Source organism: Exiguobacterium aurantiacum (assembly GCF_024362205.1).
Taxonomy (GTDB): Bacteria; Bacillota; Bacilli; order Exiguobacteriales; family Exiguobacteriaceae; genus Exiguobacterium; species Exiguobacterium aurantiacum_B.
In genome coordinates this window covers 1,667,803-1,692,492 of the sequence record NZ_CP101462.1, presented here as the reverse complement: position 1 = coordinate 1,692,492, position 24,690 = coordinate 1,667,803, and the positions used below count along the sequence as shown (strand labels likewise).

The following is a 24,690-nucleotide window of genomic DNA, read 5'->3' as shown; positions in this document are numbered from 1 at the left end:
CAAAAAGGAACGAAGCCACAATCGGCTGCGTTCCTTTTGATTAGCGGTTGACCGAGGCGGCCATGCGGATATACGTATGGCGTCGTCCACGGATGGCGATCGATAACGCCTGAATGTTCTCCGGTGTGGCAATCCCGGACAAGCCGGCATCGCCGATATGGAAGATGTCCGTCCCGCCGCGCTTCGAGGACAAGGCGATGTCACGAATCGTCGCCTCATCAGACCCTTCCTGTGACGTGCCGATGGCGGCGACGACGAGTTTGTTCAACGCCTGAATCTCGCGCGTGACTTCATAGAACTCGTCTTCACGGACGCCAGGGACGGTTCCCGGGGCCGGAATCAAAATGATGTCGGCACCGGCCTCAGCGAAGCGGACATACGCCTCCTGGTCGAGTACACGGCCGACGCCCGCTTGGTGCATCTTACCGGCGATGATGACACCCGCGAACTCTTGGCGCGCGTTGATAATCGCTTGCTCAATCGCCTCGTTCGTCACCCCGGTGTTCGGGTTGCCGGTCAAGCAAATAAAGTCGATTCCGAGCTCGGACGCTCTTGCGAACGCTTCCCGTGTCGCCAAGCGGCCTTGCTTCACGTCATACATGTCTTCTGATTTCTCGGAAAAGTCGACCGGTTCGAGGTTAACCCCAATCGGCAAACCGACGAGCCGCTTCAATTCCATAATCGGATTGTCAGACATCGTCTCGCCCGGTACGTTACCGAACAAAGCGTGGCTTTCGAGACCCTTTATGTACGGGTGAAACACGTCGAGCATGTTCAAAAGAATCATATCGGCTCCGAACGCTCGAGCGAGTTCAGCGTTCGTCACTTCTGGATAGAGCGGCTGCACGGTCGGGATGACCTCAGCGAGTACGGTCCGCCCCTCGGCTTTCCGAATCGATCCAATCAAATCCGAGCGGTTGAACGTCAAGAAATCACTGGCTCTGCAATCAAGAATTCGTTTCATCTGTCTATTCCTCCTCTAGTTCGTCATGTTCCTATTCCCCGTTTCGTTAGAAATTCCTCTATAATAATGACAGAATAGGGGGAGAAGCAGATGACTGAAAAAGAAAAGATGATTCGAGGCGAACTTTACTTGGCCGGGGATGATGAGCTTGTCGCCGACCGGCGTCAGGCCCGGCGTTTGACGGAGCGGTTCAATCGGTCCGGCATCGATGAACTCGATGTCCGAAAAGCAGTGTTAGGCGAGCTGTTCGGGTCGACCGGGGGTTCGTTTTATCTGGAGCCGACGTTCAAATGCGACTATGGCTATAACATTCATCTCGGAGAACGGTTCTTCGCCAACTTTGACTGCGTATTCCTCGACATCTGTCCGATCACATTCGGTGACGATTGTATGCTCGGTCCAGGTGTCCACGTCTATACGGCGACGCATCCACTCGACCCGACCGAACGGATTTCAGGTCTTGAATACGGGAAGCCGGTCACGGTCGGACATCGGGTGTGGATTGGCGGCGGGGCCATCTTGAACCCAGGGGTGACGGTCGGTGACGATGCGGTGATCGCTTCTGGCGCCGTCGTGACGAAAGATGTGCCGGCTCGGGCCGTCGTTGGGGGCAACCCGGCAAAAGTGATCAAATTCATCCCATGATAAAACGCTCCGACTAAAGACAGTCGGAGCGTTATTCATTCATTCGCCGTTTGAGTGGCGGAAACGCCGAGCGCCTCGTGTGCCAGGGCGAGGGCTTGTTCGTTGCCGAGCGTGATGCGAATCCCGTTCGGTTGTTTCGATGTGTGAACCCCGTGCGCGGCGAGGTGGGCCCAGACGGCCTCCGGCTCATCGAGCGTGACGTAAATGAAGTTCGCCTCGGCGGGATGGACGTAGCCAATCGTGGCGAACAAATCGGTCCATTGTCCGCGCATGTCGGCGTGCCAAGCGATGGCCTCGTCGAGATACGTCGTATCTTGTAGGAACAGGTTGGCGATTTTCGCGCTGACCCCGCTGATGTTGAACGGCGGGACGAACTGACGGAAATAAGCGGCGAGTTCGGGAGTCGTGACCATGAAACCGAGGCGGACGTTGGCCAGGCCAAACGCCTTCGATAACGTCCGCAGTACAATCACGTTCGTGAATGAGTCAAGGTGGGCCACCATGCTCGACGTCGGCGTGAAGTCGATATAGGCCTCGTCGACGATCAAGTACGGCACGAGTCCCGCGAGTTCGGTCAATTCAGCGATGCTCCACAATTTGCCGGTCGGATTGTTCGGATTCGACAACAACAACAGCTTCGGTGCGTGTTGCGTGATCGCCTGGACGAGTGCGTTATACGACAGGTCATCGGCTTGCACGTGCCTTCCATGGGCGATCGCCGTGAAAATCGGATAGAGTGCGAAATCCGGACTCGGTGACAAGACGACGTCTTCCGGAGCCAACAGCGCCTGGGTGACGATGTGAATCATCTCGTCACTGCCGCAACCGACGAGCAATTGATTCGGCTCGACACCGGCGTAGGCTGCGTAACGAGTGAACAACTCGTCAATCGGTTGGACCGGATACTCATGCAAGTCTTGGAACGAGATCGTCGCGAGTTGGTCATACAGCCGGGACGGCACCGGGAACTGACTCTCGTTTTGATTCAACCGGTAACCTTCTGGATAGGTGACTGGATAAATCGGCAGCGAGACTGGTCTCATTCCGTCGGCTCCATCGAGAACCATTTTTTGGCGAGTTTGTCGATTTCACCTGCGTCGATCATCTTGTTCAACTCCTCGTTGAACTGATCGCGAAGGTCGTCCTCCAATTTAAAGGCGGCTGCTGAACCTTTCTCACCATCTTCTTTCAAGGCGAACGTGTACAGTCCGGCATCTTGGTCCAAGTATTTTTGGGCGACCGTGTCCTCGATGACCATCGCATCGATCCGACCCGTATTCAACTCTTGGACGATTTCTGGAATCTTATTTAATGAGACGAGCTCAGCCTCCGGAGCTTGGTCTTTGGCAATGTTCTCTTGAATCGATGCCGTTTGGACACCGATTTTCTTGCCGGCGAGCGCTTCGATCGATTCGAGAGACTCATCTTTCGTCATGACTAAGTTCGTCGCCGACAAATAGATGTCCGAGAAGGCGGCATTTTCTTTCCGTTCTTCGGTCGGCGTCATACCAGCCATGACGAAGTCGACACGTCCGGCGTTGAGTGCCCCGAGAAGACTGCCGAAGTCCATGTCCTCAATTTTGAGTTCGTAGCCGAGGCGTTCTGTGACCGTTTCGGCAATCTCGATATCGAATCCGACAATCTCATCCCCGTTCGCCGTATCGACAAACTCATACGGGAAGTAATCGGCGCTCGTTCCCATGACGAGTGTCATTTTCTCTTCGCCCGTCGTCTCTTGGCTACATCCTGCTAGTAATGCACTTGCCACTAATCCCCCTGTAATGCCCCACTTTTTCATGTATGAATTCCTCCTTCAAGATATGAGACTAAGTGTATATGTATGATTATTAATTGTAAAGCATAAAAATACAAAAATGATTAAAAAAATACATCCAGGAAAAAGTCACAGGATGCATCAAGAGGTCAATCAATCGCTTGCAGATAGGCGATGGCGTCGGGTAAATACGTCTCAAGGGGGCGATTCGTATCGATTGTAAGCGTATGCATAAGCGGGTGTGGTGAAGTCGATTCAAGCAGTGCCGTCTTCGTGACATCGTGTTCGACGATGATCGCATCCAGTCGTCGGGCGATTCCCCGAGACAGCGTCGATTTACCGGACCCAGGGAACCCGGACATTTGTAGAAAGAACATCGGATACCCTCACGTTTCGTTTGATTTCCTGCGGCTGAATCCGGCGAACAACCGGCCACCGAACGGAGAGAGCGTCTCATCGACGTAACGGATGAGCGCGTCGGTTTCGTTCGTTTGATAATACGCCTCAAGGGCAGCGACGAGTTCTCGGGCTGCTCCTGCATCGTAGCGTTCGAGAGCGCGGTACGTCCATTTGGAGGACCCCGTCCATTGTCGATTCGTGCGCAGGATGAACTCGCAGACTAACGTGGCGAGGGTGCCTGCGATGAATAACCCTTCAGCCCGAGTGGTGCATCCAATCAAATCATCGAGCGTATCGGTCAGGAAGTATCGTTTCATCTCAATCGTCTCGTCCGACCAAGCTTCTGGCCCGCTGTCGAGCAAGGCCCGGGCTTCACGTTTGATGTCTTCGACGATATCCGTGTCCTTCAAGATGATGCCTTCGGTGACCATTCTCGGCAACGACGGAATGGCACGTCGGCAATCCTGTTCGAAGAACGTCCGATACGACGTCAAGTTATGGGCGAACAGTTCGATGCGCCATCCGGACTCGATGAACGATTCCCGATAAGTCGAGACGAGGGTGTCGTCGAAAACGACGATGTCTAAGTCCGACGTCTCGGTTGCCTCACCACGGACGACGCTCCCGGCGAGCAGTGCGGCCCGACAGTGGGGAAAATGCGTTGTCACGAACGTCTTGGCCGCTATGATTGGTTCAAGTTTAGGAATCATAGTTGTTGCTCCGTACCGACGCGCGTTATAAAGTCGCGAACCTCTGTCCGTGAATGCAACATGATAACTCGTTTATCATCAGGAAGGCCATGCAATCGGTAGATCACATCCGGGCGTTGCGACTTCGGATAATCCCACACCCATTTCAAAAATTTCAAATCAAACCGTTCTTCACAACCGTCCCCCATGTCCGGACGTGTCTTGCCACGATGGCTAAGCATGCGCTTCAAGACGCGGTATGTACAGACTGTCCTCGGCAAGTCGAGAAATATAATCGTGTCGGCCGCACTCAGGCGTAAGTCGAGCGTCCCACCGTAATTGCCGTCGAGAATCCACGATTCGTGTTCAATCAACTCGGACTGGATGGTAATTTGTTCTTGTCTCGTGGCGGGTGTCCAATTCGGTTTCCATAGTAAGGCATCCAAGTGATGGACGTCGATGTTGAGTCGGATTCCTAAGTCGCGGGCGAGCGTCGATTTGCCCGAACCGCCAGAGCCGATGAGAATTATTTTTTGCATAGGAAATTACCTCTCGCCTTTTGAATGTCATGATTCTTCTGATTCTAGGATGCGCCATTTTTCAATCTTACCGTCTTCTTCATAAAGAACACGAACTTCCATCTGGTTTAAAACGAGCCGTTGCTCGCTGGCGAAGAGTACAATCGGATAACCGGTCGACAGCGGTTCGTCCGCTTCGAAGACGGGACTGTGCGCCTGCATGGCATAATAACCGTCCGAGCGTGTGTTGGCCGCCCCGGCATCGACTTGAATCACCGTATCGAACCCTTGGAGTCGTAACACGTAACTATAAGTCGTGCGCGCCCCGCGTTCGAGCCGCCACTCCTCAATAATTGCCTCGCGGCCATCGTTCACTTCCTCGAGTAACACTTTTTGTGCCGTGTACTCGCGTTCATACGGAATCATCTCTTGAATGTTGACAGCCGTCATGGTGGCGACTTTTTGTGATTCTTCTGATGGAGGTGTAATCAGGATACCGATAAAAATCAAGATTGGAATAAGCAGATAAATGATGACCCGACTTCGCATATGGTTTCACCTGTCCTTTAACGATTTTTTCGCCATCTTCCGGCAGAACCCTGCCTGAAGCTTGAAATATGTCGTTGCTACAGGTTGAAATGTCTCGGATTTCGGGAAGGCATGTATGATGAAGGCAGGAGGGGATTACTATGCGAATCGGGATTATCGGTGGGGGAATTGCCGGATTGACGGCGGGCGCGCTCGCGAGCCGAATCGGCCATGACGTGACCGTATACGAGTCGTCACGAGAATGGGGTGGTTGTGCCGGAAAATTCGAACGTGGGGACTATCGGTTCCCGGCCGGAGCGACGCTCGGGATGGGGTTTGAGCCGGGCGGGCTACATGAGCGGGTCTTATCTTATTTAGGGGAAACGATTGACGTTCGTCCATTACCTGAGGTGATGCAGATTCATCTCGATGGAAAGACCGTCCATTATCATCAAGACCGGAATCGGTTTTTAGCAGAACTCGAATCGACGTTTCCTGACCTCGCCCCGCGAATTCATGCTTTTTTTGAAGAAGTGTGGAGCGACTTTGAGACGATCCGGCCTTTGTTTGAGACGCTACCGGCGTTGCCGTTTCGCACAATTCGTGACGCAACGCTCGCTATACGTGCGTTTCGACCGGAACAACTTCGGGCGTTCCGGAAGTTGTATCGACCGCTCGGTACAACGCTTAAACGACATCGATTGAACGGGACTGCGTTCGAGCGGGTCATCGATGGGATTTTGCTCGATAGTCTACAGACCGGAGCTCGCGAAGCGAGTCACTTGCTCGCGGCCGTCGCCTTATCGATTTACCATGAAGGGGCTTATTACGTCGACGGGGGCTTGTATACGCTCGGCCACGCCTTGGAACGCTCGATTCGCCAAAACGGCGGGACAACGCTCCTCGGCCGGCAAATCGTCAAAGTCGAGCGCATGGCGGACGGTTGGCTCTTGACCGATCGTCGGGGCCGGCTCGACCTCGTCGATGTCGTCGTATCGGCCATTCCGCTCGAGGCGACCGCGCAGTTGGTCACGGGACAAGCAGCGCGGCAGTTCCAAAGACAGTATGGCCGTCAACTGGAACGTACGCAATGGGGGACGTTCAGTCTGTACATTACGTTACCGGAAGCGGTGTGCACGGGACGTCCGCTCTTCCAACAAGTGTATAGCGACGACTTACCGTCAGGCCACGCCTTCATCTCGATGTCGGCCGCGGATGATTCCCTCCGGACCGAGCGACCGGAACGGACCGTCACCGTCTCGACCCATATCGATTTGTCGGAATGGCAGGATTGGAAAGACAAGGCGACGTATGAGAAACTAGAGGCAGAATGGACCGAGCGTCTCGTCACGGCAGTGAGACGAGCGTTCCCGAGTTGGACCGGTACATCGTCGGTGCTGCTTCCAGGCGGACCTGGGGCGTGGGTGAAGTATACGAAACGTCCGCACGGTGCGGTCGGCGGGTATGCCCAAACGCCGCGACAAGCGTTATTCCATGCAGCGAGCTATCGGACGAACCTTCCGAATTTTTACGTTTGCGGCGACACAGTGTTTCCAGGTGCCGGAACGATCGGGGCGATGACGAGCGGACTCCACGTCGCCCGGGCGCTCGGTTCGACGTTATGAGGGGGACGAATTGAGATGCAGAAAAAACGATTTGACGAATTGACGACGCGAGAGCTCTATGAGTTGTTGGCGCTCCGAACCGAAATTTTCGTCGTGGAACAAGATTGTCCGTATCAAGAAGTCGACGGGAAAGATATAGCGGCGGTCCACTACTGGATCGAGGCAGACGGCCGCCCGATCGCGGCGCTACGTGTCCTCAAGGATGAGTCACCAATCGCCATCGGTCGTGTCGTCACGAAGTCGACGCATCGGGGACAAGGCCATTCGCGGCGCTTGATGCAAGCAGCCGTGGCCGATTTTGGGAATCGCGAATTGTATTTGCAAGCACAAACGTACGTCGAGCCGTTCTATGCAAGCTTCGGGTTCACGCGGACGAGTGAGGAGTACTTAGAGGACGGGATTCCCCACGTCGATATGGTTCGGACGGCGACCGTCTCGAAGTGAATCGATGCGGTACCGTTTGCCATAAGTTCGTGGTAGAATGATGAGGAATACTTGCGTGCGTCAAGACGTGCGTTCAATCATAGAGAGCAAAGGGGTTTACGATGGTGACTGATCAAACTGTGATTCAAAAAGCGAGAGAATTAGCCGACTTATTGGCGAGCACGCCGGAAGTGGCCCGCTTCAAAGAAGCGGAAACGAAAGTGAACGAAAGTGAACGCGTTCAAACGTTAATCAAACGGATCAAATACTTACAAAAAGAAGCCGTCAACTGCAAGCACTACGGGAAGACGGAAGCGCTCGCCAAAGTCGAACTAAAAATCGACAAGGCGATGGACGAGCTCGATTCGATTCCGGTCGTCCAGGCGTTCCAAGAGACGCAAGTTGAAGTGAACGATTTGCTTCAATACGTGACGGTCACACTCGCCAACTCGGTGACAGATCGCATTATCGAGTCGACGGACGGTGACGTTCTCGCCGGTAAAACAGGAAGCGGCATGGAAGCGGAGAAATCGCGCGGCGGTTGCGGATACTAACAAACAGCTGGCCTTTGGTCAGCTGTTCTAATTTCTAGAGGTGAAAACGAATGGAAACGATACATCAAACTCCGATGATGAAACAATACTTTTCGATCAAGGCAGACTACCCGGATGCCTTTTTATTCTATCGGCTCGGTGATTTTTACGAGCTGTTCTTTGAAGATGCCCAAATCGTCGCCAAAGAACTCGAGTTGACACTGACCGCGAAAAACGGGAAGAACGCTGAGCACCCGATTCCAATGTGTGGCGTACCACATCACTCTGCCGCTATCTACATTGAACAGCTGATCGAAAAAGGATTCAACGTGGCCATCTGTGAACAGATGGAAGACCCGAAAGCGACAAAAGGGCTCGTCAAACGTGAAGTCATTCAAGTCATCACGCCGGGTACATACATGGCCGCGCTCGGTGAAAAAGAGAACCGATACTTGCTGTCGGTCGTCCATGTTGGCGGACGTTACGGAATTGCCCGCGGCGATGTGACGACGGGAGAATCCTGGTTGACGACGTTATCGTCCCGTGAGGCCGTTCTTCGTGAAGTCGAGGGACTCGTCCCGAGCGAGATCATCGTCGATGACACCGAATTGGCAGATGGCCTTGCTCCACTCGGGATTCCGTTGTCGGTCCAGACGGAGCGGCTAGCGAGCCCGTTGTCGAGTGGAGCGAAAGACGAGGCGCAAGTGACTGCGTTTGAATTGCTCTTCGCTTATTTAACGCGCACGCAAAAACGCGCCCTCGACCATCTCCAACCGGCCGTCGCTTATGAAGTCGAGGCCCATATGCAACTCGATGCCAACACGGCCCGGAACTTAGAATTGTTCCGGTCGGCCCGGTCCGGGGAACGGAAAGGATCACTCCTCGCCCTGCTCGATGAAACGACGACGGCGATGGGCGGACGGTTGTTGAAACGTTGGCTCGAACAGCCGCTCTATACCGAGCAGGCAATTCGAGATCGGCAAGATGCGGTCGAGAACTTGGTCGATGACTTCATGCTTCGTGATCAGTTGCGTGAGCAGCTACGTCACGTCTATGATATCGAACGTCTCGTCGCCAAAGTCGGGTACGGGACGGCCAACGCTCGTGACCTCGTGCAACTCCGGAACACACTCGAGCGTATCCCGACCGTGCGTGCCTTGCTCGAAGGCGTCACGGCCTCACGGCTTCGTCAAATCGATGCCGCGCTCGACACGTTCGACGACTTGGCCAGCGTGCTCCAAGCAGCGCTCGTCGAGGCGCCACCGATCTCGATTAAAGAAGGCGGCATGATTCGTGTCGGCTACTCGGCCGAACTCGACGAACTGCTCGAGGCGAAAGCGAACGGGAAAACGTGGATTGCCAACCTCGAACAACAAGAGCGGCTCGCGACCGGAATCAAATCACTAAAAATCGGTTATAACCGCGTCTTCGGCTATTACTTGGAAGTGACGAAAGCGAACGCGCGCTTGCTCGAAGAGGGACGGTATGAACGGAAACAGACGCTGACGAACGCCGAGCGTTACGTCACACCTGAGTTAAAAGAGAAAGAAGCACTCATTCTCGGGGCCGAAGAGAAGAGTTGCACGCTCGAGTATGACTTATTCGTCGCTTTGCGTGATCAAGTCAAACAAGTGACGAAACCACTTCAGCAATTGGCACGCTCACTCAGTGAGCTCGATGTCTTGCTCGCGCTCGCCATCGTCGCCGAAAAACGTGACTACGTCCGACCGACGACGTCGAACAACGTCCAAATCGATCGTGGCCGCCATCCGGTCATCGAGACGGTACTGCCGCGCGGTGAATACGTCGCCAACGATTTGACGCTCGACGACACGCGGCGCATGCTTTTGATCACGGGACCGAACATGTCCGGTAAATCGACATATATGCGTCAATTCGCCTTGATTGCCATCTTGCATCAAATCGGGTCGTTCGTGCCGGCTGAAGCGGCTGAGATTCCATTGTTTGATCGAATCTTTACCCGCATCGGTGCGGCCGATGACTTGGTGAGCGGCCAGTCGACGTTCATGGTCGAGATGACGGAGACACGCCAAGCTGTGACCGAGGCAACCGAACACAGCCTCATCTTGCTCGATGAGATTGGACGGGGAACGTCGACTTATGACGGTATGGCACTCGCTCAAGCCATCGTCGAATACATCGCTTCGACGATTGGAGCGAAGACGTTGTTCTCGACCCACTATCATGAGCTGACCGTGCTCGAAGACACGATCCCTGCCCTTGAGAACGTGCACGTCCGCGCCATCGAGCGTGACGGCCGCGTCGTCTTCCTGCATGAAGTGCACCCAGGACGGGCCGATAAGTCATACGGGATTCATGTCGCTGAACTCGCCGAATTGCCCCGGGATTTGATTGAGCGGGCGCGGACCATCTTGTCTGAACTAGAGACTGACCCGAAACCGGGACGAACAGCCGTTGGAAAACCGGTGACGACAGAACCCGTGGCCCAACTATCGCTCTTTGAGGCAGAAGACGACATCAAACGACAATTGCTCGAACTCGATTTGTTGGCGATGAACCCGATTGAGGCGATGCAAGCGCTCTATGCACTTCAACAATCCGCGAAGAAGGGGTGAGTCGATGGGAATCATTCAAGAGTTACCGGAACAACTGGCCAACCGAATCGCTGCCGGCGAGGTCGTCGAGCGTCCGGCATCAGTCGTGAAAGAGCTCGTCGAGAATGCGATTGACGCCGGTGCCACCAAAATCGAAGTCGATTTGGAGGAAGCGGGCATCCGCCTCATTAAAGTCCGCGATAACGGTCACGGGTTTTATGAAGAGGACGCCCCGCGCGCCTTTCTCCGCCATGCCACGAGCAAAATCCGGGACGAGCACGATTTGTTCCGGATACGTACGCTCGGCTTTCGGGGCGAGGCGCTCGCCTCGATCGCTTCGGTCAGCCATGTGACGCTGAAGTCACGCCGGACCGAGGAAGACGGGTTCGAGATGACGCTTCAAGGCGGCGTTGTCACGGCGCAAACACCGGCCGCGGCGAATGTCGGGACGGAGATTGCCGTCAGTCAATTGTTCTATAATACACCGGCCCGATTGAAGTATTTGAAAACGTCGGCAACAGAACTTGCGAGCATCACCGACACGTTGAACCGGATCGCCTTGTCCCACCCGGAAGTTCGTCTCACGGCGTTCCATGAAGACAAGGAACTGCTCAGGACCAGCGGGAACGGAGATATCAAACAAGTCATGCTCGCCATCTATGGCCGACAAGTCGCGGCTCAAATTGTCACGGCGTCGAGTAAGACGAACGACTATAGCTTGAGCGCGCATCTCGTCCGTCCGGAAGTGACCCGGTCGAACAAGCAGTACGTGACACTCATTTTGAACGGACGCAGCATTAAAAACTTCGCTTTGACCCAAAGTGTGCTCGAAGGCTACCACACGCTGCTACCGATTGGTCGTTATCCAATCGCTGTCCTCGAAGTGAACATGGACCCGATGCTAATCGATGTCAACGTCCATCCGACGAAACGAGAAGTCCGACTTTCAAAAGAGAAAGAGCTCTGTCAATTGATTCGTGAGACGGTCCAGCTGACGCTCCGGGAACAACGCTTGATTCCGTCGGTCAAACCGAAGGAACGTCCGGCGCCTCGGACCGAACAAGAGCGACTTGATTTCACGGTCGAGCGAACTCCCGTTACGGATGAAGCGCCGACGTGGAACTACCCGATTCCTCGAGAACCGGTCACGTCCCCAAGTCGATGGTCGCCAACGCCGCTCGTCAATGAGACATCTGAGCCGACAGAGTCGACGGTCGAATCGGAAACGATCGAGACGAAACGAGAGCGATTGCCACAGCTCGACGTCATCGGTCAATTGCATGCGAGTTATATCGTCTGTGGTGCCGAGGATGGGATGTACGTCATCGACCAACACGCGGCCCAGGAACGAATCAAATATGAGTTGTTTTACGAGCAGCTCGGGAATCCGGACAAAGAGTATCAATTGTTGTTGCTTCCGCTCACGCTCGAATTCACGCAAGAAGAGGCGCTCGCTATTGAAGAAGTCACTTCGCTTTTAAAAGAAGCGGGTCTCGAGTTGGAGCCGTTCGGTGGCAACACGTTCCTTGTCAGGGAGATTCCGACGTGGTACCCGCAACACGATTTAGAAGGCACGGTCCGTGATTTGATAGAGATGGCGATCCGGGATCGCTCCATTGACATCGCTAAATATCGGGAAGATGCGTCGATTTTGATGGCGTGCAAACGATCGATTAAAGCAAACCATCCATTGAATCACGAGATGATGCGGCAATTGCTTCACGATTTGAATCAGACGACGTCTCCGTATACGTGTCCTCACGGACGTCCGATTTTAGTGAAATGGAGCACGTACGAACTCGAGAAGTTATTTAAACGCGTCATGTGACACAGTTGTAATCTTATTTTAACCGGCTGTAACGTTTATTGAGTTGTACCTATGGGAACAATATACACATGTCACTCAACGCATCGAGGTTGAGAGGTGGCTTTTTCACTGCCTCACCCTCAAGATGTAGACATGATCGATAAACCAGTAGGGGGAAAAGATTATGGCAGACACGCTTAAAGTAACGAAACGAGAATTACGACCACGTTCGGTCCGCGCTAACTTGCGTAAAGAAGGAAAAGTGTTAGGTGTTGTTTACGGCTATAAAGTTGAAAGCACACCGGTCGCATTCGAGGAGATGGCACTTCGTAAAATTCTTCGTGAACACGGCGACAACGCTTTGATCGAACTCAATATCGATGGCAAGAAAGTGAACACGCTCGTTCACGGGACAGAAGTCGACCCATTCACGAACGAGTACAAGCACGTTGAATTCATGGCGGTGAAGATGGACGAAGCGACGGAAGTCGAAGCGGACGTCACACTCGTCGGCGACGCGAAAGGTGTCAAAGAAGGCGGCTACTTGGCGCAGACGCTCTATAAAGTAACGGTCTCGGCAACACCGGCTAACATTCCGGAGCGCATCGAACTTGATGTTTCTGAACTCGGGATTGGTGACTCGCTCACAGTGGCTGACCTTCCAGAGAACAAAGATTACGAAATCGTATCTGAAGGTGATCTTCAAATCGCATCGGTGAATGAACCTGTGGCGGTCGAAGACCTTGAAGCAGACACTGCGACAGAAGGTGGAGCGGAAGCGGCTGAAGAGTCGTCAGAAACTTCAACGGAAGAGTCGGAAGAGGCTTCTGAAAACAAAGAATAATCATTTCGAATAGACTGACCTAGCGAAATGAGACACTAATAAAAACACCTTGATTAGGCTGCCATCCCACCGTATTTTATCGGTGTGAGGTAGCCTAATTTTTCTTGGATACGTTCTTCGTTGTAGTAGGTCAAGTAATGGTTCACCCGTTCATGCACTTCCTGGTCGCTTAACGAGTTGAACTTGACGTACTGGAAGCCCTCAGACTTCAAGTTCGAATGGAATGATTCGATCACCGCATTGTCCCAACAGTTGCCTCTTCGAGACATGCTGCTCGTCAGATGGTTCCTCTTAACGAAATCTTGAAAGGCATATGAGGTATAGACACTTCCTTGGTCCGAATGGATGATGACCCCTTCGGGGTTGTTCCGGCTCTCCAACGCCTTCTTTAACGTATCGATGACGAGGGGCGTCTGTTGATGCTCGTACAACTTGTAGGCAACGATTTCATTGTTGAATAGGTCGATGATGGTCGAAAGATATTTCGTCGTGCTCCCGTATTGGATATAGGTGATGTCCGTCACCCACTTCTTATTCGGTTCACTGGCCGTGAAGTCTCGTTTGAGAAGGTCAGGTGCGATGATGATGCTCTCACCCTGAGACCTCCATTTTCGTTTGGGTTTGATCCGACACTGGAGATGGTGTTTCTTCATGATTCTCTGTACGGTGTTCCGGTTTGCTGTTAACTCATAGTTTTGCTCTAACAGGGCCTTTATCTTTCGATGTCCATATCGATATTTCGTATGCTTACATACTTCGACGATTGCTTGCTCTAGCACCGAAGGGTGCTTCACCGGTTCTCTGACCCAACGGTAATAGGTTGCCCGTGGCACGTCTAGGACACGTAGGATCGTCGTGATCGTATATTTCCTCTTCAAAAGTTCTACAGTCTTTAGGACTACTTCTTTCTCAACTCTCTTTCGATCTCCATGAATTTTTTTAAGATTTCGTTCTCCGTCTTCAGGTGGGATAGTTGACGCTCTTTCTTGTCATCCTCGCTGGCGGAATCAGGACCAAGTCCGTAGGTGTACTGCTTACCGATCGGCTGGTCAAATCGATAGATTTCATTGGACCGATACCATCTCATCCATGTGTGGATCTGGGACTCACTTTTGATTCCGTGTTTCTCCATGATCTCTCTATTCGTCAACTCACTGCTCAGTTTGTCTTTTACCACTGCCCATTTCACTTCACTTGAATATACGTTTTTGCCCACGCAAAAACACCTCCGATGCTAGCACTTTTTTAAAGTGTACCACTGCGAAGGTGTTTTTATATTGTCTCAAAAATTTAGGTTAGCCCAGAACGACCCTTTGCGAAGGGTCGTTTTTTTCTGGTCACAAATCCGACAAATGTAAACGATTACGATGTGAAAAATGTGTCAACATGTGGAAGAGACGATTGCAATTTATTCGTTGCGGGCTTATATTGTTAATGATTTCACATGTTCGTTCTTATTATAATGGTTTCACTCAAACAGAAAGAAGGGTTTGTGACATGGCATCAATGGAAATCCATGCACTCGAATCGTTGCGGAAGAAAGCACAGGCGTCTTCGCAAATGATTCATTATCGGCCAATGGAGTACTTTTTACGGGCAATGCTCGCGGGGATCTTTATCGGATTCGCTTCAATTTTCACATTGAAAGTCGTCAACGGGATGTATTTGATCGATTCCCCGTTCACGACACTCATCGGAGGATTCTCATTCGGGATCGCCCTCGTCATGATCATCTACGGGGGAGCCGAACTGTTCACCGGGAATACGATGTATTTCACGACCTCGACGATGCGTGGCTATACGACGCTCAGCGACACGATGCTCGTCTGGTTGCTCTGTTTTGTCGGGAACGCCCTCGGCGGCGTCTTGTTCGCCTTGTTGCTCGCACCGACGGGCGTCATCCAAGAACTCGGCATGAACAACTGGCTGTTCTCGGTCGTTGAAAGTAAAATGCACCATACGACGGTCGAAATTTTCTTCCGCGCCATCTTCTGTAACTGGATGGTCTGTCTCGCCATCTTCTTACCGAAGCAAATGAAAAACGAGTTCGCGCAAATCTTCTCGATGATCTTCCTCGTTGCCGTCTTCTTCGCTTCAGGATTTGATCACGTCATCGCCAACTTCGTCTTGTTCGCCCTCACGCTCGTCGTCCCACATCCTGAGGCGATCAGCTTTGCCGGTGCGATCCACAACTTGATTCCGGCCACGTTCGGTAATATCATCGGCGGCGCGCTGTTCATGGGTGCGATTTATACGTGGTTGAACGCGAAAGGTTTGCGTGAAGCCCAAGAATCGGAAGCAACGGAAGAAGTCGAACTGAAAATTGTGAAACCTGCCAAAGAAGTATAAGGCAGCTCACTTCAACGAGCAGTCGAGTCCACGTCAGGGGCTCGACTGTTTTGCGTTTTTATCACAACCAATGATCACAATTTAGACTTCACATCTTGGCGGTGAAACGTGACATAATCTATATATAGAATATAAGCGAGTTAATAACTCGCTTATCATCAATATATAGTGAGGTGATGCGGAGTGAATATGCTCCAGCTTTATGAAGATGTCTGTGTTCTCCCAGATCAGGACCTCGTACAAGAGAACGCCAACGTCGACGGGAAATCACCACTTGGAAAACTGGCACGATTATCCTCAGAAGTCTCGAAACAGTTGTCGACGACATATCTTTTATCAGAACGGTCACGTCAAGCCGTCGAAGATAATTTTTTGTATATCCATGACGCCGACTACTACGTGACGGGATCGACGACGTGTTGTCAAATCCCACTCGGTGAGTTACTGACTCACGGATTTCATACCGGGCACGGGACAATTCGACCGCCCCAAGATATCCGCTCGGCGATGGCGCTCGCTTCGATCATTCTTCAAGCGAACCAAAACATGCAGCATGGCGGTCAAGCGTTCCCGATGTTTGATGTCGACCTCGCGCCGTACGTCGAAAAGACGTACGAACGTCAGCTCGAGCGGCTCAAAAAGCTACCGGTCGAATGGACGACCGAGCTACTTCTTGAAATCGCCGAGGCAGAGACGATCACGGCAACGTATCAAGCGTGTGAAGCGTTCATCCACAACGCCAATTCGATGCATTCACGGGGTGGTGGACAAGTACCCTTCGTCTCCATCAATTACGGGACCGACACGAGTCGTTGGGGCCGGGTATTCATTCGAGAGTTGTTACGTGCGACCGAGCGGGGGCTCGGCAACGGGGAGACACCGATTTTCCCGATTCAAATCTTTAAAGTGAAAGAAGGGGTCAACTTCCATGAGGATGATCCGAACGTCGACTTGTTCCGACTCGCTTGTCGCGTGACGGGCAAACGGTTATTCCCGAACTTCTCGTTCGTCGATGCCCCGTTCAACTTGCAATACTACGACGGGACGCACGCCTCTGAAGTAGCCTACATGGGTTGCCGGACACGCGTGATGGGGAATCGGCATGGCACCGAGACGTCGATTGGACGCGGCAACTTATCCTTTTCGACCTTGAATTTGGTCAAGATGGCGCTCGTCTCCTCGGATATCCATTCCTTTTATGAGACGCTCGACGCCTATGTCGACATCGCCATCGATCAACTGCTCGAACGGTTCGACTATCAAGCGAAGCGACACGCCGATGAATTTCGGTTTCTTTACGCCCAACACGTCTGGCGGGGTGGAGAGACGCTCGGTCCAGAGGATGATTTACGCGAAGTGTTGAAGCAAGGGACGCTCTCGGTCGGATTTATCGGTCTCGCCGAAGCGCTACGTGTCCTCACAGGCGGTACGCATGCCGAGTCGCGAGAGGCGGAACGGCTCGGGCTCGACATCGCCACGCATTTACGTGATCGGATGAGACAGGCGGCGGAGCGCCACGACTTGAACTTCTCGCTGTTGGCCACCCCGGCCGAAGGATTATCTGGGAAGTTCGTCTTAAAGGATCAGCAGGCGTTCGGGATAATCGAAGGTGTGACCGACCGCGCCTTTTACACAAACTCGTTTCATGTGCCGGTATATCAGGCGGTCTCGATTCGGGACAAAGTCCGCTTAGAAGCGCCATACCATGCGCTCTGTGACGCTGGACATATCACGTATGTTGAAGTCGACGGATCGCTCGCCCATAATGCGGAGGCGGTCGAAGCGATTGTCCGGCTCATGCGCGCCGAGGACGTCGGTTACGGGTCGATTAACCATCCCGTCGACCGTTGCGGCAACTGCGGTCTCGAAGGCATCATCGACGAAGCGTGCCCGACATGTGGGGAGCGCGAGCAGATTGAACGGATTCGTCGCATCACCGGCTATTTGGTAGGCACGATGGACCGATGGAATTCGGCGAAACGAGAAGAAGAACGAGCGAGGGTGAAGCATCATGCGCGTCCTATCCGTAATTGACGAATCGGTCGTCGACGGTCCAGGTGTTCGGTCGGTCATCTTTATGGCAGGCTGCCCTCATCGATGCCCCGGGTGTCACAATCCGGAATCGTGGAATCCGCGCGGGGGAGAAGAAGTGGCAATCGAGGACTTGCTCACCCGTGTCGAACAATCCGGATGGGATGGCGTCACCGTCTCGGGCGGAGAGCCGTTTCTCCAACCAGAAGCGTTGGCCCGGCTCGTCGACGGGTGCAAGGCGCTCCAGAAAAACGTATGGGTGTATACGGGTTATACGTTCGAACAGTTGCAAGCGATGGACGATGAACACGTCACAAGCGTGCTCGACCGTGCCGATGTGCTCGTCGATGGGCGCTTCGAACAGCCACTTATGGATCGGTCGCTCCGGTTTCGGGGGTCGAGCAACCAGCGAATTATTTTTTTGAACAAAGCGTAATCGGGGCCGTCGTGTCCCGATTTTTTGTATACTAGCAAAAAAGGGGGAATTTTGATGAAATGGTGTAGTTTTCAAGTTGAAGGAGAGCAAAGGGTCGGTGTCGTGGCAGGAGAGTTCGTCTATGATGTCAGTAACCAATTACATACGACCTCGCTGTTAGAGGTCATCGCGCGTGAGTTTGAACCGGATGTCGATTTGGACGTCGCGCCTCGGTCACCACTGAACGACGTCACGCTCGTCGCACCGTATCGTCCGCTTAAAAATGTCATCTGCATCGGCAAAAACTATGAAGAGCACGTAAAAGAGATGGATACGGCGGGGGCTGGCAAACTCGTCATCTTCACGAAAGCGCCGACCTCGGTCGTCGGACCAGGAGCGGTCGTCGAACGTCATCCCGAATTGACCGAGCAACTCGACTATGAAGGGGAACTCGCTGTCATCATCGGAAAATCAGGGCGAGACATTGACGACGTCGACGCCCATATCTTCGGCTACACGATTTTAAACGACATCACGGCCCGTGACGTGCAAAAACAACACGTTCAGTTTTTCCGAGGCAAATCGTTCGATACGTTCTGTCCGATGGGTCCGTATATCGTCACTCCGGATGAACTTGAGTTCCCACTTACGATTCAAACGGTCGTGAATGGCGAGACACGCCAAGATGGGTCGACGGCGGATATGATTCGTCCGATTAAAGAGTTGATTCGGACATTGTCAAAAGGAATGACACTTGAAGCGGGAGATATCATCGCGACCGGCACGCCGGCCGGGGTAGGTCACGGCATGAAGCCGCCCGTCTATCTCCAGTCTGGGGACACGGTCGAGGTGAGCATCTCGGGGATCGGGACGCTAAAAAACGTCATCGTCTGACCTAATTGACGCAAATTGTGAAGAATCTTGTAATCGATGCTTCATTTCCCCAAAATCATGACTACGCCTCTTATACTAAGGGTAGAACAAAGAGCAAACATCATATGGGAGATGAGTACACATGGAACGCAATGATCGTCCAACAGAACCAAACGAATCAAATCGCCACGAGGATTGGCTCGACACCGAGCTCGGCTCGTCAGAACAATCTTCAGAACCAACGCGCGTAGAGCAAACGGCCCGACCATCGTTCGTCGGCCGGATGTTCCCTGGCTTTGTCGGCGGGGTGATTGGTGCCGTCTTGACCGGCGCGATCGCTTTCCCGTTTATCGATCAAGTGCCGACGAACGTGTCCGATACGAACGTGACGTCGGAAGGGTCACCGGTCCAGACGACATCGACGACGACTGACAGTTCGGTCACCGATGCGGTCGCGACCGCGCAACCTGCCGTCGTGACGGTGAACAACTTCGCGTCAAACGGATTTTCAAATGAAGCCGTCGAAGCCGGGGTCGGCTCGGGCGTCATCTATAAGAAAGACGGCGACTCGGCCTATATCGTCACGAACCATCACGTCGTCAATGGTGCCGACCGCTTGACCGTGACGTTCAATGACGGGTCAACGGCAGACGCCAAACTGATGGGCAGCGATGCCACGTACGATTTGGCCGTGCTCGAGGTCGATGCGGACAAAGTCTCGTCCGTCATCTCGATCGGGAAGTCGAGCGAATTGAAACCAGGTCAGACCGTCATCGCGATCGGCAACCCGCTCGGCCAGTTTGAGAACTCGGTCACACGCGGCGTCGTCTCTTCGACGTCACGTCTCGTGCCGGTCGATACGGATGAGAACGGACAAGCCGACTTCAACGCCGAAGTCATCCAAACGGATGCTGCCATCAACCCGGGTAACTCCGGTGGCGCATTAATTAACGAATCGGGACAATTGATTGGGATCAACTCGATGAAAATTGCGACCGACTCGGTCGAAGGGGTTGGTTTCTCAATCCCGGTTGACATCGCCTTGCCGCTCATCAATCAAATCGAACAGACGGGAGAAGTGAACCATCCGTCGCTCGGTGTCTCGCTTCGTGACGTATCTGAATTCCCACCAGGGTACTTGACCGAGCAAATCAATTTACCGGAGTCAGTGACAGCCGGTACGATCATCGTCGAAGTACAGGCAAACAGTTCGGCGGCACGGGCAGGGCTTGAAGCGCGCGACGTCATCGTGAAAATCAATGATCAAGCCGTCTCGTCGTTCATCGACCTGCGAAGTGAATTGATTCGAGATACGGACGGGACGGTCAAAATCGAATACGTTCGTGATGGAAAGACCGAGACGGTCGATGTCGAGATTCAAAACGCAAATGGAGACGCACTGTAAAGATGGGCACGCAGCCCATCTTTTTTGTTATGCTTAGAAAAAAGGAGGGGTTCAGTTGATTCGTAAACTATATGGGATTTTATTTCTCGGGGCGGGTGTTATGCACTTCGTTCAAGAACGGGCATTCATGTCGATCATTCCGAAGTCGTGGCCGTTCAAACGGTTCATGGTTCAGGCGAGCGGGGTCATCGAAGTCGTCTATGGCGCGCTGTTGCTCACGAACAAAGGGACACGGTTCGTGAAACGCACGTTACCGGCATTTTTGATTGCCGTCTTCCCGGCGAACATCAATATGGCGCTTAAACCGTCAAAACTCGGTAAGATGCCACTTCCGAAATGGGTGACGTGGGCCCGGTTGCCGCTGCAATGGGTCTTGATTAAAGGGGTCAAAAAAATATAAGTACATATGGGGGAACGATTATGACGAACGTATTGAACTGGTTTGAGCATTTTCATGCCCATCCAGAAGTGAGTTGGAAAGAAGTCGAGACGACGAAGACGATTGCCGACATCTTGACGTCATGGCAAGTCCGTCACGCGACGTTTGCAGACGTGACCGGTGTCATCGCTGAGATTGGGGATGGAGACGATGTCATTGCCGTCCGGGCCGATATCGACGCGTTATGGCAACAAGTCGACGGGACGTTTCAAGCCAACCATTCATGCGGCCACGATGCCAATATCAGCATGGTGCTCGGGGCGCTCGATGAGTTGAGACATGAGACGCTATCGAAGCGGATTCGGTTTATCTTCCAACCGGCGGAAGAACAAGGCAACGGCTCGCTCGCGATGATTCAACACGGGGCGTTAACGGGCGTCAGTCAGCTGTACGGCATCCATTTGCGTCCGCTCGAAGAACTGCAGCGCGGACAATATGCGGCTACGATTCAACATGGGGCCGCATTCTTCTTGAAAGGCAGCATTAGCGGCGACGACGCCCATGGCGCGCGTCCGCATCAAGGCCAAAACGCGCTTGACGTCATCTTCACGATTCAACAGATGCTCAAAAGCATCTACTTGTCTCCGTTCGAGCCGCATTCAATCAAGTTGACGGGCGTTCAGGCTGGCAGTGACAATTTGAACATTATTCCGGGAAATGCGACGTTCTCGATTGATGTTCGGGCCCAACAGAACAAGGAACTGCTTGAGCTGCGCGACCGTGTCGAAACACTCCTACACCAGATTGCTGTCCTTCACGGCGTCACCATCGACTGGGAGTGGCAAGACTTCACACCGGGCGCCGTGATTGGCGAACGCTCGAGCCGACATGCGGCCGAAGCAATTAGCGAGCGGTTCGGGGAGAATGCGCTCGTTGATCGCATCATCACCTCGGGTAGCGATGATTTTCATTTTTATACGGTCGAACAACCGGGACTCGATGCGACGATGATTGGGATCGGCGCCAACTTGACGCCGGGGCTCCATCATCCGCACATGACGTTCGAACGTGACGTCTTACCGGAAGCGGCCGCCTTGCTGGCTGACACGTTACGACGGGCCGCAAACGATAATTGAAGCGATTGACTAGATGGACGGGCCGGACGAGCCCGTTCATTTTTTTATTGCCAACTTTAAATGTAAGCGTTATCATCTACTTATTAGCGACAATATAACGACAATTCTGAATTTTTCACTATCGGGGAGGAAGACACATGGAACAACAGGGGAACAAGGTAGACATGAAGCTTCGCTGGGCGGTATTGCCGCTACTTGTCATGATTGGGGTCATGCTCGTAGCCATCGTCCGATTAGAACAAGGGCCACACATCCCGCTCATCGTCGGGACGGCGGTCGCGTCACTCGTCGCATGGCGACACGGCTACAAGTGGAAAGAGATCGAGGAGATGATGTACAAAGGGATTCGGCTCGCTTTGCCGGCCGTCGTCATCATCATCTTGGTCGGTTTGACGATCGGGGCCTGGATTGGGGGAGGCGTCGTCGCGACAATGATTTATTACGGCTTGACGATTATTTCACCGGCCTATTTCTTGGTGACCATTTGTATCATCTGCTCAGTCGTCGCGCTCTCAATCGGTAGCTCATGGTCGACGATGGGAACGATTGGTGTCGCTGGGATGGGCATCGGGCTGAGTATGGGGATACCAGCACCGATGGTCGCCGGAGCGGTCATTTCAGGGGCATACTTTGGGGACAAGATGTCCCCGTTGTCGGATACGACGAATCTCGCGGCCGGTTTGACGCATACAAACTTGTTCGAACATATTCGGCATATGCTCTACACGACGATTCCAGGGCTCGTCATCGCGCTCGGCGCCTATTGGTGGCTTGGCAGACGGTTCAGTGAGACGACGACGGATTCTTCAGAAATCGTCCAAACACTCGCTATTTTACAGGACAGCTTCGTCATCTCGCCGTGGCTCTTATTGATTCCACTTGCTGTCATCGTCCTCGTCGCGAGAAAAGTACCCGCTATTCCGGCGCTTGTCATCGGGATCGCACTCGGCTTTCTCGCCCAAGTCATCGTCCAAGGCGGAACGCTTGCGGATAGCGTCGGGGCGCTGCAGAGCGGCTATGTGATTGACACCGGCAATGAACTCGTCGACAACTTGTTCAGTCGGGGCGGGCTCGACGCGATGATGTACACCGTCTCGATGACGATCGTCGCGATGACGTTCGGGGGGATTTTAGAATACTCGGGGATGCTGCAATCGATTATGAACCAAATCGTCAAACTTGCGAAGACGGCAGGTTCGATGATCGCGTCGACGATTCTCGCAGGGATTGCGACGAACGCCACGTGTTCCGAACAATACATCTCGATTGTCGTTCCGTCTCGTATGTTTGCAGGTGCCTATCAGAAAATGGGGCTTCACTCGAAAAACTTATCGCGGGCGCTCGAGGACGGTGGGACGTTGACATCTGTGTTCATCCCGTGGAACACGTGCGGTGTGTTCATTCTCGGGACGCTCGGCGTCGGGGCATTCGAATATGCGCCTTACGCAATCTTGAACTTCATCGTTCCGGTCATCTCGATTATCTATGCGTTCACAGGTTTCACGATTGAACGGATCGCTGTGTTGAGTGCAGAACCATCAATCGAACAACAAGCTGCGCAATGAAAAAATTTCCCGACCTCATGAGGTCGGGAAATTGAATTTATAGACGGCGCGGGGCCGGCCTTGGCTATAGCTCATCTCTTCGCCGATCACATCGATGATTCCGGCCTCATTGAGTTTTTTTATGAGCCGTTCCGTCGTCCGTCGCGTCACGTCGAGATATTCGGTCAACTCTTTTGCCGTGAAATCGTGCTTTCGTTTGGCAAACTGTAAAATTTTCCCGATATTGACTGGGCTGACCCCAGCTTGTTTGATAAAGTCGAAGGCGAGTTGTTCCGTCACACGATACGGAATATGCGCGTCACGGGTCGGGAACGATAAACGTTTCGAATCATCGACGATGCGGATGCGTTCCTCACTCGCGGCAGACAAGGCGATTTGGGCATGCTCGTCGGCCTTTTGATAGTCTGTCCCATAGCCGATTCCGATGCGGTATGTCCCGTTCGGTGTTAGCGTATTTTCATCGAACGCGTTCATCACTTCACCTTTGGTTGTCAATACCGTGATGTTATGGTCCTCCGTGGATTCGATATGTCCACCAAGATAACGGACCGAGGCGAGGTGGTCGCTCAACGCCGTGTCATCCGTGTCGTAGCGGATGATGGCGAACTGGGCTGCATCGGCCAACTGTTGCCGAACTTGGTGAATCAACTGGTCGAGATGGTGCCTGACGGTCGCTGTCGGCTCAATCATCAGCTGACTGTTGAACCCGGCACGAACGAGCTCATGATGTACTCGCTCGATGCTCGTGATGGCCAACTTCGCTTGTCCGGCTTGCTGGTTAGCGTGAAAGGCGATGACGTTCTCGAATGCGAGATCGGGACTGATGCGCATCACGACGGGGGCGCTCCGTTGGTTCGGGAATGAGTCGAGAATCGACGTCAGCCGTTCCGGTTCGACCAAGTCGATTGATACTTGATTGAGCGACACGGAGTGGGTGAGCGTCGCATAAAGAAGCGTCGTCAATAGGACGGTCTCGTCTTGGACGACGTGATGCGCGGCCACGTGCGTGAGATGAGGGGTCGCATAGGCGAACGGGAACGACCCCGAAAAAAAGACACCATCGAACGAGCCGAGCGCTTTGGCGACAACCGCTGCCTCGTGAGGGTGTTCATACGGATGATAGGCGAACCGGACATCTTCTGGTGCACCGAAAGACCGGATTGTTTCCACGAAATCGTGTGACCCGACGACGGCGATATGGATGGACATCAA

At 53.2% G+C, this 24,690-nt stretch carries 24 protein-coding genes and 1 pseudogene; 15 read left to right on the top strand and 10 right to left on the bottom strand.

What is annotated here, in order from left to right; genetic code table 11:
• Positions 1-40 precede the first annotated feature (40 nt).
• Positions 41-964, bottom strand: a complete 924-nt coding sequence (locus NMQ00_RS08775; protein ID WP_255176398.1) for a DUF7916 family protein — start codon at positions 962-964, stop codon at positions 41-43.
• Positions 965-1,054: 90 nt separating this feature from the next.
• Between NMQ00_RS08775 and NMQ00_RS08770 the strand changes: the two genes are divergently transcribed.
• Entirely contained in the window at positions 1,055-1,609 is a 555-nt protein-coding gene (locus NMQ00_RS08770; RefSeq protein ID WP_255176397.1) for a maltose acetyltransferase domain-containing protein, read from the top strand.
• Between the two features lie 35 nt (positions 1,610-1,644).
• Here the strand turns inward: NMQ00_RS08770 and NMQ00_RS08765 are convergent, their stop codons facing one another.
• The 6 genes and pseudogenes from NMQ00_RS08765 to NMQ00_RS08740 all read right to left on the bottom strand — a co-directional run bounded on the left by NMQ00_RS08765 (position 1,645) and on the right by NMQ00_RS08740 (position 5,538).
• Positions 1,645-2,652 (bottom strand): pyridoxal phosphate-dependent aminotransferase, encoded by a 1,008-nt coding sequence (locus NMQ00_RS08765; protein WP_255176396.1) that lies wholly within the window; start codon positions 2,650-2,652, stop codon positions 1,645-1,647.
• A complete protein-coding gene (locus NMQ00_RS08760; RefSeq protein ID WP_255176395.1) occupies positions 2,649-3,407 on the bottom strand; it encodes a transporter substrate-binding domain-containing protein in 759 nt (252 codons plus the stop codon). Before NMQ00_RS08760 ends, NMQ00_RS08765 begins: the two co-directional genes overlap by 4 nt.
• A 224-nt stretch (positions 3,408-3,631) precedes the next feature.
• Positions 3,632-3,760: pseudogene (locus tag NMQ00_RS16380) on the bottom strand (AAA family ATPase); the annotation flags it as partial.
• 9 nt (positions 3,761-3,769) lie between these two features.
• Positions 3,770-4,492 (bottom strand): nucleotidyltransferase domain-containing protein, encoded by a 723-nt coding sequence (locus tag NMQ00_RS08750; protein WP_255176393.1) that lies wholly within the window; start codon positions 4,490-4,492, stop codon positions 3,770-3,772.
• Complete coding sequence (locus NMQ00_RS08745; protein ID WP_255176392.1) at positions 4,489-5,010, bottom strand: DNA topology modulation protein; 522 nt, start codon at positions 5,008-5,010, stop codon at positions 4,489-4,491. The genes NMQ00_RS08750 and NMQ00_RS08745 overlap by 4 nt, the downstream gene beginning before the upstream one ends.
• Positions 5,011-5,037: 27 nt before the next feature.
• Positions 5,038-5,538: a hypothetical protein gene (locus NMQ00_RS08740; RefSeq protein ID WP_255176391.1), complete on the bottom strand. Its 501-nt coding sequence runs from the start codon at positions 5,536-5,538 to the stop codon at positions 5,038-5,040.
• 140 nt (positions 5,539-5,678) lie between these two features.
• Between NMQ00_RS08740 and NMQ00_RS08735 the strand changes: the two genes are divergently transcribed.
• The 6 genes from NMQ00_RS08735 to NMQ00_RS08710 all read left to right on the top strand — a co-directional run bounded on the left by NMQ00_RS08735 (position 5,679) and on the right by NMQ00_RS08710 (position 13,325).
• Entirely contained in the window at positions 5,679-7,142 is a 1,464-nt protein-coding gene (locus tag NMQ00_RS08735; RefSeq protein ID WP_255176390.1) for a phytoene desaturase family protein, read from the top strand.
• Between the two features lie 15 nt (positions 7,143-7,157).
• A complete protein-coding gene (locus NMQ00_RS08730; RefSeq protein WP_255176389.1) occupies positions 7,158-7,586 on the top strand; it encodes a GNAT family N-acetyltransferase in 429 nt (142 codons plus the stop codon).
• A gap of 101 nt (positions 7,587-7,687) precedes the next feature.
• Complete coding sequence (locus NMQ00_RS08725; protein WP_255176388.1) at positions 7,688-8,119, top strand: YlbF/YmcA family competence regulator; 432 nt, start codon at positions 7,688-7,690, stop codon at positions 8,117-8,119.
• A 50-nt stretch (positions 8,120-8,169) separates the two neighbouring features.
• Entirely contained in the window at positions 8,170-10,695 is a 2,526-nt protein-coding gene (gene mutS, locus NMQ00_RS08720; RefSeq protein ID WP_255176387.1) for a DNA mismatch repair protein MutS, read from the top strand.
• Positions 10,696-10,699: 4 nt separating this feature from the next.
• Positions 10,700-12,502 (top strand): DNA mismatch repair endonuclease MutL, encoded by a 1,803-nt coding sequence (gene mutL, locus NMQ00_RS08715; protein ID WP_255176386.1) that lies wholly within the window; start codon positions 10,700-10,702, stop codon positions 12,500-12,502.
• A 163-nt stretch (positions 12,503-12,665) separates the two neighbouring features.
• Positions 12,666-13,325 (top strand): 50S ribosomal protein L25/general stress protein Ctc, encoded by a 660-nt coding sequence (locus tag NMQ00_RS08710; protein WP_255176385.1) that lies wholly within the window; start codon positions 12,666-12,668, stop codon positions 13,323-13,325.
• 53 nt (positions 13,326-13,378) lie between these two features.
• Here the strand turns inward: NMQ00_RS08710 and NMQ00_RS08705 are convergent, their stop codons facing one another.
• On the bottom strand, positions 13,379-14,260 hold the full coding sequence (locus NMQ00_RS08705; RefSeq protein ID WP_255178696.1) for an IS3 family transposase: 882 nt from the start codon (positions 14,258-14,260) through the stop codon (positions 13,379-13,381).
• The gene (locus NMQ00_RS08700) at positions 14,224-14,541 is read right to left on the bottom strand and encodes a hypothetical protein (RefSeq protein WP_255176384.1); all 318 of its coding nucleotides are present in this window, start codon (positions 14,539-14,541) and stop codon (positions 14,224-14,226) included. Before NMQ00_RS08700 ends, NMQ00_RS08705 begins: the two co-directional genes overlap by 37 nt.
• A 281-nt stretch (positions 14,542-14,822) precedes the next feature.
• Between NMQ00_RS08700 and NMQ00_RS08695 the strand changes: the two genes are divergently transcribed.
• From NMQ00_RS08695 to nhaC, 8 genes are all read left to right on the top strand, one after another.
• Positions 14,823-15,674 (top strand): formate/nitrite transporter family protein, encoded by an 852-nt coding sequence (locus NMQ00_RS08695; RefSeq protein WP_215190160.1) that lies wholly within the window; start codon positions 14,823-14,825, stop codon positions 15,672-15,674.
• Positions 15,675-15,863: 189 nt separating this feature from the next.
• A complete protein-coding gene (locus NMQ00_RS08690) occupies positions 15,864-17,708 on the top strand; it encodes an anaerobic ribonucleoside triphosphate reductase (RefSeq protein ID WP_255176383.1) in 1,845 nt (614 codons plus the stop codon).
• Positions 17,686-18,141, top strand: coding sequence for an anaerobic ribonucleoside-triphosphate reductase activating protein (gene nrdG / locus NMQ00_RS08685; RefSeq protein WP_255176382.1), 456 nt, complete (start codon positions 17,686-17,688; stop codon positions 18,139-18,141). The genes NMQ00_RS08690 and nrdG overlap by 23 nt, the downstream gene beginning before the upstream one ends.
• A gap of 54 nt (positions 18,142-18,195) precedes the next feature.
• Positions 18,196-19,014: a fumarylacetoacetate hydrolase family protein gene (locus NMQ00_RS08680; protein WP_255176381.1), complete on the top strand. Its 819-nt coding sequence runs from the start codon at positions 18,196-18,198 to the stop codon at positions 19,012-19,014.
• Between the two features lie 121 nt (positions 19,015-19,135).
• Entirely contained in the window at positions 19,136-20,398 is a 1,263-nt protein-coding gene (locus NMQ00_RS08675; protein WP_255176380.1) for a S1C family serine protease, read from the top strand.
• 55 nt (positions 20,399-20,453) lie between these two features.
• On the top strand, positions 20,454-20,798 hold the full coding sequence (locus NMQ00_RS08670) for a DoxX family protein (protein ID WP_255176379.1): 345 nt from the start codon (positions 20,454-20,456) through the stop codon (positions 20,796-20,798).
• A gap of 20 nt (positions 20,799-20,818) precedes the next feature.
• Entirely contained in the window at positions 20,819-21,913 is a 1,095-nt protein-coding gene (locus tag NMQ00_RS08665; RefSeq protein ID WP_255176378.1) for an amidohydrolase, read from the top strand.
• Between the two features lie 164 nt (positions 21,914-22,077).
• On the top strand, positions 22,078-23,478 hold the full coding sequence (nhaC, locus tag NMQ00_RS08660; protein WP_255178702.1) for a Na+/H+ antiporter NhaC: 1,401 nt from the start codon (positions 22,078-22,080) through the stop codon (positions 23,476-23,478).
• 15 nt (positions 23,479-23,493) lie between these two features.
• On the opposite strand, the gene NMQ00_RS08655 is transcribed toward nhaC, so the two are convergent.
• Positions 23,494-24,687: a helix-turn-helix domain-containing protein gene (locus NMQ00_RS08655; protein WP_255176377.1), complete on the bottom strand. Its 1,194-nt coding sequence runs from the start codon at positions 24,685-24,687 to the stop codon at positions 23,494-23,496.
• Positions 24,688-24,690 lie beyond the last annotated feature (3 nt).